The 9,182-nt window shown below is 66.0% G+C and carries 11 protein-coding genes and 1 pseudogene; 7 read left to right on the top strand and 5 right to left on the bottom strand.

Features of this window, described 5'->3' with window-relative positions; translation table 11 throughout:
* Positions 1-292, top strand: a pseudogene (locus A5625_RS08920) (alpha/beta hydrolase); the annotation flags it as partial.
* 1 nt (position 293) lies between these two features.
* Here A5625_RS08920 and A5625_RS08915 read toward each other — a convergent pair.
* Entirely contained in the window at positions 294-1,067 is a 774-nt protein-coding gene (locus A5625_RS08915) for a DUF3710 domain-containing protein (RefSeq protein WP_066991740.1), read from the bottom strand.
* Positions 1,064-1,528, bottom strand: a complete 465-nt coding sequence (gene dut / locus A5625_RS08910) for a dUTP diphosphatase (RefSeq protein WP_065026830.1) — start codon at positions 1,526-1,528, stop codon at positions 1,064-1,066. Before dut ends, A5625_RS08915 begins: the two co-directional genes overlap by 4 nt.
* 25 nt (positions 1,529-1,553) lie before the next feature.
* Here dut and A5625_RS08905 point away from each other — a divergent pair, with 25 nt between their 5' ends.
* Complete coding sequence (locus A5625_RS08905; RefSeq protein WP_066991737.1) at positions 1,554-2,039, top strand: DUF3093 domain-containing protein; 486 nt, start codon at positions 1,554-1,556, stop codon at positions 2,037-2,039.
* 4 nt (positions 2,040-2,043) lie between these two features.
* Here A5625_RS08905 and A5625_RS08900 read toward each other — a convergent pair whose 3' ends face one another.
* A complete protein-coding gene (locus A5625_RS08900; protein ID WP_007774871.1) occupies positions 2,044-2,346 on the bottom strand; it encodes a DUF4193 domain-containing protein in 303 nt (100 codons plus the stop codon).
* A gap of 182 nt (positions 2,347-2,528) precedes the next feature.
* Here A5625_RS08900 and cei point away from each other — a divergent pair, with 182 nt between their 5' ends.
* A complete protein-coding gene (cei, locus tag A5625_RS08895) occupies positions 2,529-3,179 on the top strand; it encodes an envelope integrity protein Cei (protein ID WP_066991735.1) in 651 nt (216 codons plus the stop codon).
* Between the two features lie 9 nt (positions 3,180-3,188).
* Here the strand turns inward: cei and A5625_RS08890 are convergent, their stop codons facing one another.
* A complete protein-coding gene (locus tag A5625_RS08890; protein ID WP_066991731.1) occupies positions 3,189-4,067 on the bottom strand; it encodes an inositol monophosphatase family protein in 879 nt (292 codons plus the stop codon).
* A gap of 101 nt (positions 4,068-4,168) precedes the next feature.
* On the opposite strand from A5625_RS08890, the gene ppgK reads away from it, so the two are divergent.
* The 4 genes from ppgK to A5625_RS08870 all read left to right on the top strand — a co-directional run bounded on the left by ppgK (position 4,169) and on the right by A5625_RS08870 (position 8,745).
* On the top strand, positions 4,169-4,978 hold the full coding sequence (gene ppgK, locus A5625_RS08885) for a polyphosphate--glucose phosphotransferase (RefSeq protein WP_066991728.1): 810 nt from the start codon (positions 4,169-4,171) through the stop codon (positions 4,976-4,978).
* Positions 4,979-5,154: 176 nt separating this feature from the next.
* Positions 5,155-6,681 carry an RNA polymerase sigma factor gene (locus A5625_RS08880; RefSeq protein WP_156748060.1) on the top strand — a complete coding sequence of 509 codons (1,527 nt, stop codon included), beginning with the start codon at positions 5,155-5,157 and terminating at the stop codon, positions 6,679-6,681.
* A 388-nt stretch (positions 6,682-7,069) separates the two neighbouring features.
* Positions 7,070-7,432 (top strand): protein UsfY, encoded by a 363-nt coding sequence (usfY, locus tag A5625_RS28235; protein ID WP_066991722.1) that lies wholly within the window; start codon positions 7,070-7,072, stop codon positions 7,430-7,432.
* An 854-nt stretch (positions 7,433-8,286) separates the two neighbouring features.
* Positions 8,287-8,745 carry a RidA family protein gene (locus A5625_RS08870; protein WP_082984331.1) on the top strand — a complete coding sequence of 153 codons (459 nt, stop codon included), beginning with the start codon at positions 8,287-8,289 and terminating at the stop codon, positions 8,743-8,745.
* On the opposite strand, the gene A5625_RS28230 is transcribed toward A5625_RS08870, so the two are convergent.
* The gene (locus tag A5625_RS28230; RefSeq protein WP_082984330.1) at positions 8,649-9,059 is read right to left on the bottom strand and encodes a DUF952 domain-containing protein; all 411 of its coding nucleotides are present in this window, start codon (positions 9,057-9,059) and stop codon (positions 8,649-8,651) included. The genes A5625_RS08870 and A5625_RS28230 overlap by 97 nt on opposite strands.
* Positions 9,060-9,182: the final 123 nt, after the last annotated feature.

Below are 9,182 nucleotides of genomic sequence, written 5' to 3'. Positions count from 1 at the left end.
CTGGCTGGCCGACGAGCTGACCCGCTCGTGGGGCGCTCAGTGGCCGCATTTGCCCGACGCCATGGAAGAAGCCGCCGGATACGTCGCGCCGAGCTGCGACGAGCTGGCCGGGCTGACCGCGCCAATGGGGGTGGCAGCCGCAGTCGACGACCCCATTCACCCGCTGCAGGCCGGCCTCGACTGGGTGGCCGCCGCGCCGCACGCGGCCTTGCGCACCGTGACGCTGGATCAGATCGGGGCGGATCCCGCCGCCCTGGGTGCGGCGTGCCTGAGCGCGCTCGCCGACTTGTAGCTCAGCCGCCGGTGGTGGTGCGCAGCTGCTGCATGGCCGAGCCGTCGACGCTGCGGCGCGCGGCCGGCTCGGTGGGCGGCGCTTGTTGCCCCTCGGCCTGCTGGCCGGCTTCCTGCTGCGCGGTCTGCTGGGCGGCGGCTTCGCGCAGCTGCTGCGCCATCGGCTCGGGCAGCTGCACGGTCAGCGGTGTCCGTACCGGAAGCGGTGTGTCACCGCGCCGAACCACGGTGTCGGCCAAGGCTGCTCGCGCCTCCTGCTCGAGGGCTTCCATCGTCTCGTGCGGGCCGTTGATGACGCAGCGGATCATCCAGCGGTAGCCGTCGACGCCGATGAAGCGCACCACGCCGGTGGCGGTGCCCACCACTTCGCGACCCCACGGCCCGTCCTTGATGCTGACCTGGGCCGAGTCGTTGCGCAGCGACTCGGCGAGCTCGCCGGCCACTTCGCGCCACAGACCGCCGGTCTTGGGCGCGGCGTAGGCCGCGATGGTGAAACGGCCGTTGGCTGTGACGACCCAAACCGCGCTCGGGACACCGGTTTCGGTCAGCTCGACCTGCAGCTGGCCGGCCTCCGGCATCGGGATCAACACCGAGCCCAGGTCCAGCCTGGCCAGCTCCGCGACGGCGGGGTCATCGAAGTCCTCGATGTCGAACGGACCCTCGAGTTCGTCGGGGACCTGCTCGTCGGCGTCGCGGCCTGCCACCCCGTCGGCCGCCTGTGTGTCGGCGCCGGAGGCATCGTCGTCTTTGGATGTACGTCTACCGAATGCCATCACAAACTCGCATGTCCGCCGGAGGAACCGTGACCGCCATCGCCACGGGATGTTTCGGCCAGCCCGGCCTCGTCGAATGACGACACCTCGACCAACTCCACTAATTCGACTCGCTGCACCAACAACTGGGCGATGCGATCGCCGCGGTGCACCACGATCGGCTCGGACGGGTCCAAGTTGATCAGCGCCACCTTGATCTCACCGCGGTAGCCCGCGTCGATCGTACCCGGGCTGTTGACGATCGAAAGTCCAACGCGCGCAGCCAGTCCCGACCGCGGATGAACCAATCCGACCATTCCGAACGGGATGGCGACAGCGACCCCCGTACGTACTAGGGCGCGCCGCCCGGGTTCCAATTTGACGTCTTCGGCGCTGAAGAGATCGATCCCGGCGTCGCCTTCGTGGGCGCGGCTGGGCAGCGGAAGTTCGGGGTCAAGGCGGACGATGGCCAAACTGGTCGACACGGGGCCACAGACTACCCTTGACTGCGTGTCCGATACGCGCGTCGCGCCGCACAACGTGCGGTATCGCGAACGATTGTGGGTTCCGTGGTGGTGGTGGCCACCGGCCTTTGCGCTGGCGGGCATCATCGCTTTCGAATTCAACATGGGCGTCACCCGCGAGTCGTCCTGGTGGCCGTACGCAGTGCTGTTCGCGGTCGCGGCCGCGGCGCTGTTGTGGTTGGGCCGCATCGAGATCCGGGTCACCGCCGGCCCGGCCGCACCGGGCGAAGTCCAGCTGTGGGCCGGCCCGGCGCATCTGCCGGTCACCGTGATCGCCCGATCCGCTGAGGTAGCAACCTCGGCCAAGTCCGCCGCGCTGGGGCGACAGCTCGACCCGGCAGCCTTTGTCCTGCACAGGGCGTGGGTGGGACCGATGATCCTGGTGGTACTCGACGATCCCGACGATCCGACGCCGTACTGGCTGGTGAGCTGCCGTCACCCCGAGCGGGTGCTGTCGGCATTGCGCGACTGACCGATCAGGCCGCGCAGTCGGTACAGATCATCACGCCGTTCTTCTCGCTGGCCAGCCGGCTGCGGTGTTGCACCAGGAAGCAACTCGAGCAGGTGAACTCGTCGGCTTGCTTTGGGATCACGCGCACCGACAGCTCTTCACCAGACAGATCGGCACCGGGAAGTTCAAAGTTCTCAGCGGTTTCAGATTCGTCGACATCGACCACGGCCGAAGCCGCCTCGTTCCGTCGCGCTTTGAGCTCCTCCAGCGAATCCTCCGAAACGTCGTCGGTTTCGGTACGCCGTGGAGCGTCGTAATCGGTAGGCATTGCCCTATCCCCTCACATGCCCTCGTTAATCCAAGCATCGCTTTGTACCAGCGTCGAACGCATCCACCAAACGATTCGTGCCCGTATCGCGGCCCATTAAGGTGTGATTTACGTCACAGTCCTATTTTTACCCTTGCGCTCGTCTCTGAACAGTGGGTTTAGCATGCGGCTAGAGTGCACCTGTGGTCACTCAAATCACCGAGGGTACAGCCTTCGACAAGCACGGACGGCCCTTTCGGCGGCGCAATCCCCGGCCCGCGATTGTCGTGGTGATTCTTCTCGCAGTGACCACCGCCGTGATCTGGACGGTGGCGCTCACGCGGCCCGCCAACGTGCACGAGGCCGTGGTGTGCAATCCGCCGCCGCAGGCGACCGATTCGGCGCCGGCCCAGCTCGGTGAGCCGGTATCGCGAAGCGCCATGATGGACGTCACGCCCGCCAAGCTCGCCGACACCAAGGTTCGCGTCCTGAACGCCAGCGGCCGGGGTGGGCAGGCCGGTGACGTCGCCGGGGCGATGAAGGACCTCGGCTTCGCGCAGCCGACCGCCGCCAACGATCCCCTCTACGCGGGCGCCAGGCTCAGCTGCCAGGGCCAAATCCGGTTCGGCACCGCCGGACAGGCCACCGCCGCCGCGGTGTGGCTGGTGGCGCCCTGCACCGAACTGTTCAACGACAACCGCGCCGACGACTCCGTCGACCTCGCCCTGGGGACCGACTTCAGCGCGCTGGCCCACAACGACGACATCGATGCCGTGCTCGCCACCCTGCGTCCCGGTGCCACCGAGCCCTCAGATCCCACGCTGCTGGCCAAGATTCACGCCAGCAGCTGCTGACCCGAACGGTCAGTCCAGAATCGGATCCAAGCCGTGGAAGCGCTCCAGCACGGCCAGCAACTCGTCGGCGATCCCGGGCGCGGCGGCCAGCGCCAAGCCGGCCCCCGCCGCACCGGGTGCGGGCATGACCACCCGAGCCCCGGCCTCAGCGGCGATCAGCGCACCCGCGGCGCGATCCCACACCTGCAGACCGTGCTCGTAGTAAGCATCGAGCCGGCCCGAGGCGACCATGCACAGATCCAGGGCCGCCGATCCGATCCGCCGAACGTCGCGGACCACTGGCAGCATGCGCGCCAACAGCGCCGCCTGCGCCGCACGGCGCTGCCGCGAGTAGCCAAAACCGGTGCCTAGCAACGCCATCGACAAATCGTCGACGGCGGCGCACTGCAACGGCTGGGTGCCGTCGCCGTCGGTGACATGCGCACCCAGGCCGACGGCCGCCGAATAGACCCGGTTTCCAGCGACGTCGGCGACCGCCCCGGCCACTGACTCACCGTCGACCTGTGCGCCGACCGATACGGCGTAGCTGGGAATGCCGTAGACGAAATTCACTGTGCCGTCGATGGGATCGAGCACCCAGGTGACCGATCCGGCCGGCGTGTCCGCCGGACCGGCCGGCCCACCGCCTTCCTCGCCGAGAATTGGTTCCCCAGGCCGTAATTCGGCCAGCCGATCACGCAACAGCCGTTCCGTTTCGGTGTCGACCACGGTCACCGGATCGGTGGGGGTGCTCTTGGATCGCACCGCGCCGCTGCCTGGGGTTGGCGAGCTGCCCGGGTCGGCGCCGAAAACCTCTGCCCGCCGACGCTTCACGAACGCAGCGGCCTCGGTGGCCACGGTTTCGGCGACCGACCGCAGCCGTACCAGCTCGTCATCGGATTGGGTCACCCGTCTATCGCATCACAGTCGCCACGGCCGCGCAGACGCCGCAGGCCGCACCGGTGCGGCGTTAAGGTGAGCGGACAGCCCCGTCACGCCGAGGAGATTCGATGACCAGCACCGACTCGACCACGGACACGCCCGGTATCGCCACGGCCGACGGTCCGCCACGGCGTCGGGGATTCGGGATCGACGTCGGCGGCAGTGGCATCAAGGGCGGCATCGTCGACATGGACACCGGCCAGTTGATCGGTGATCGGGTCAAGCTGCTGACCCCGCAGCCCGCGACGCCGTCGGCGGTGGCCAAGACGATCGCCGCGGTCGTCGACACTTTTGGGTGGACCGGTCCGCTGGGAGTGACCTATCCGGGAGTCGTCACGCACGGCGTCGTCCAGACGGCGGCCAACGTGGACAAGACCTGGATCGGCAGCAACGCACGCGACATCATCAGCGCCGAGCTGGGCGGCCAGGATGTCACCGTCCTCAACGACGCCGACGCGGCCGGGCTGGCCGAGGAGCACTACGGGGCGGGTAAAGGCCAGTCAGGCCTGGTGGTGTTGCTGACCTTCGGCACCGGGATCGGTTCCGCGGTGATTCATAACGGGACGCTGATCCCCAACACCGAGTTCGGCCATCTCGAGGTTGGCGGCAAGGAAGCCGAGCAGCGAGCGGCGTCCTCGGTGAAGGAGAAGAACGACTGGTCCTACGAGAAGTGGGCCAAACAGGTCAGCAGGGTGCTGGTGACCATCGAGAACGCGGTGTGGCCGGATCTGTTCATCGCCGGCGGTGGCATCAGCCGCAAGGCCGACAAATGGTTGCCGCTGCTGACCAACCGCACCCCGGTGGTGGCCGCGGCCCTGCTCAACACCGCCGGAATCGTCGGCGCGGCCATGGCCTCCACCTCGGACGTGACCCACTGATTTTGCCCGGCAGAGCCGTAGGACTGCGCACTGTCGTTACAATGGTGCTCGGCGAACGCCCAACCGACAGCGTGCGACTAGTCATGCTGATACCAACGCCGACATCGACATAGCAGACACTTTCGGTTAACCATGCCCAATACCCACCGGAAGTGAGCCCAAACGAAGGGGTGTAAGTGGCAGCGACCAAAGCAAGCCCGGCAACGGATGGGCCGGTGAAACGCACCGCCACGAAGTCTCCGTCGTCCCCCGCGAAGCGACCGGCGGCCAAGGCCGCCAACGGCTCGGCGCCGGCCAAACGCGCCGCCAAGGCGGCATCGCCGTCCACCAAGTCCGAGTCGGCCGAGCCCGCCAAGAAGAGCCGCGGTACGGCGAAGGGCGACGGCGCTAAGGCGCCGTCGGGGCGCGGAACCAAAGCGGCCAAGGGCGCAGACGCCGACGCCCTTGATTCCGATGGTGCCGTCGAGGATCTCGACAACGAGCCCGACCTTGAGGGTGATCCTGGCGAAGACCTCGACATCGACGCCGACCTCAGCCTCGATGACCTCGAGGAAGACGTAGCGTCCGACGGTGAAGAGTCGGACGAGGGCGACGCCGAGGAGGCCGAGGCCGAGGGCGAGGAAGAAGCAGCCGCCCCCAAGGCCAAGGCCGCCGAAACCGCGGCAGAGGACGACGAGGACATTCCTGAGCCCAGCGAAAAGGACAAGGCTTCCGGCGATTTCGTTTGGGACGAAGACGAATCCGAGGCGTTGCGCCAGGCCCGCAAGGACGCCGAACTCACCGCCTCCGCCGACTCGGTCCGCGCGTACCTCAAGCAGATCGGTAAGGTCGCGCTGCTCAATGCCGAGGAAGAGGTCGAGCTGGCCAAGCGGATCGAGGCCGGTCTTTATGCCACGCAGCTGATGACCGAACTCTCTGAGCGCGGCGACAAGCTGCCCGCCGCTCAGCGCCGCGACATGATGTGGATCTGCCGCGACGGCGACCGCGCCAAGAACCATCTGCTGGAGGCCAACCTTCGACTGGTGGTGTCGCTGGCCAAGCGCTACACCGGCCGCGGCATGGCGTTCCTGGACCTCATCCAGGAAGGCAACCTGGGTCTGATCCGCGCGGTCGAGAAATTCGACTACACCAAGGGTTACAAGTTCTCCACGTACGCCACCTGGTGGATCCGTCAGGCCATCACCCGTGCCATGGCCGACCAGGCCCGCACCATCCGTATCCCGGTGCACATGGTCGAGGTGATCAACAAGCTGGGCCGTATCCAGCGCGAGCTGCTGCAGGACTTGGGCCGCGAGCCCACGCCGGAAGAGCTGGCCAAGGAAATGGACATCACGCCCGAAAAGGTGCTGGAGATCCAGCAATACGCCCGCGAGCCGATTTCGCTGGACCAGACCATCGGCGACGAAGGTGACAGCCAGCTGGGCGATTTCATCGAGGACAGCGAGGCCGTGGTGGCCGTCGACGCGGTGTCGTTCACGCTGCTGCAAGACCAGTTGCAGTCGGTGTTGGAGACGCTGTCGGAGCGCGAGGCCGGTGTCGTACGGCTGCGTTTCGGTCTGACCGACGGCCAGCCCCGCACCCTGGACGAGATCGGGCAGGTTTACGGCGTGACCCGTGAGCGCATCCGCCAGATCGAGTCCAAGACGATGTCGAAGCTGCGCCACCCCAGCCGCTCCCAGGTGCTGCGCGACTACCTCGACTGAGAACACACCGCTTGATGCATTGCCGTTCTCAGCTACGGCGACGGGACCGCTGGGAAATAGTGGCTAGGCTCGCCTCCGCCCAAAAACGACTGAGTCATTAGGCCGGCGCTGTTCGCTGATTGTGCGACGCCTTTCGCGAGTTCGAACCGGTCGTCGTCGTCCTGTAAAGCGGCCGCTTGCAATCCAAATGCAGTCGAGAAAATTCTCTGATCCGGCCGTGACCTCAGATATCGCGAATGACAGCGGTCAGCTTGCGCTAAGCCGATCAGGAATCAATCCTCGACAGTCGTGTCGGCACTTCGCCCCGGTCCAGTGAACCTCGCGCGGAGGACAAACGTGTCAACGAACAACATGCCGTTATCTCGTCCGACGAGGGGAGGGAGAGGTAATGGGCGACAGGCACCACGATCCGACCGATCATTTCCGGACCACGCAACCGCGCGCTGGTCTCACGATGAAGGACAACCTGTTATGGCCGGGGTTCGTCCTGCTGGCTGTCGCGGTAGGCGGGACGATAAGTGCTTTAGCGGTCGCCGCTTACGGGCACGACGAATGGCTTGTCAGGACGGTGCTTGTCGCCGTACTCGGACTGGTCGCCGCAACGCTATGGTTCGTCGCGGAGCTTCGCCGCGTGTCCCGCATTGACGAGCAATGGTTACGCCAACGACGCCGACGCATCCGCCGCGAGCGCGCTGCCAGCTCGGAGCCGAGCCGCAACGTAATACGCGACCCGAGCGCTTCGAACGTGTAATTGCCGTTCATCTAGCAGCGGATCGGCCATCGCCCACCGACGGCAGCGACGCCATCTCAGCGTGAGCAATGCGTAATCGAGGTGCCTGCAACCCGCTCTGAACCCAAGGCGCGGGCGGTTTCGCAGGCATCGGCAGGGGTAGACCGTATGAACAGATCGTGACATGCAAATGAACGCGATGATTCGACGGATAGGCACAGACATGGCGAACAAAACTTCCACCAAGACCCGCCGCGCCGGATCAGGGACCTCCCGACGCGCCGCTTCGAAGGGATCTGCTGCGAGCAACAAGAAGCCGAGCAAGGCGCGGCCCGCTAGCCGCACTCACAATTCGAGGCGCCCCGCCGGCAAACGCAGCACATCAGCACAGACTCCGCCGGCGGGGACTGTCGCCGCAGCGCAAAAAGTGCTGCGCGCGATCGCGCGTCGCGAAGACAACCTACGCGCTGCCTTGAGGCGCCAAAAGAAAACGCTCAAGCAATTGAAGAAGGCCTCTAAGACACACCGCGGCACAGTCAAATCTCTAAAAGCTGACCTCGATAAGGTCAGCAAGGCTCGGAAGTCTGTCGTTTTGCAGCCTTAGCAGGGCTTCGCGGTAGTGGCTACATCGAGCTTTCGGTAGGTGTTAACGAACCCATCCGGATAAGTGTGTGCATCGCGTCATTTGAATGACAACCTTCAATGCCACTCGCCTCAGTACGCGACTATTTCGACCAAGCGAAATTCGGCCGATCACGCCACAACACTTGGCGTGCAGTCTGTTTCAGCGCTAGCCGTGCGCCGGTAGACCAAACGCCTGCTGCCACCGGGAAATTCGGCTGCGCCGACGGCGTCGTCGTCTTACGGTGACTCCCATGTCAATCAACCGCAAAGTGGTGTTCTCCGATTCGGCCTTCGAATCGGAGGCCGGTTACTCGCGCGCGGTGCGGATCGGCCCGCATGTGTCGGTGGCCGGGACAACCGCCGCCGGGCCGGCAGGCGATATCGCCACCCAGGCCCGAGATGCGCTGCGCCGCATCGAGATTGCGCTACAGCAAGCGGGCGCGGCGCTCACCGACGTGGTACGCACCCGCATCTATGTCACCGACATCTCACGCTGGCGCGAGGTGGGAGCCGTGCACCAGGAGGTCTTCGGTGCGATACGCCCCGCGGCGACCATGGTTGAAGTTTCGGCGCTGATCGCACCGGAGTTGCTGGTGGAGATCGAAGCCGACGCCTACGTCGACTCCCCGGGTGGATCGGGTGGATCGGGTGGATCGGCCGGCTCGTCGGCGACCAGCGGCGGGAAGGTGCCGTCGGCGCCCGGCGGGTAGGCGGTGACCCGGACCACGGCGGCCAGCGGCAGTGCGCCGTACAGATGCGGGAACAACATCGACTCGGGATCGGTTGGCACTCCTGGCTCCCAAAGCACCGGCGAGTCGAGCCGGGCCGGGTCGATGTGCAACAGGACCAGATCCTCACGACCGCGGTAGAGCCGGTTGGCGGGCAGGTGCACCTGCCCGGGAGTCGACAGGTGGATGAACTCACCACCGCCGGCATCGCCCGGGCGGATACCGCCGCGCCGGCGGGCTTGATCCCACTGCTGGGTTCCGCACAGGTGCACCAGGACATCGGAGGCGAAGGTCACATTTCGACACCCTAGAGATCGGCTAAACCAAACCTGACCAGGCCGTGAGAAACGACACACCCGATAACGATCGGGGAACAAGGCGAAAACGCCATACGTCTGACAGAGTGAAAGAACGAGAAC

Source organism: Mycobacterium sp. 1465703.0 (assembly GCF_001672975.1).
Taxonomy (GTDB): domain Bacteria; phylum Actinomycetota; class Actinomycetes; order Mycobacteriales; family Mycobacteriaceae; genus Mycobacterium.
This window is presented reverse-complemented; position numbering and strand designations above follow the sequence as displayed.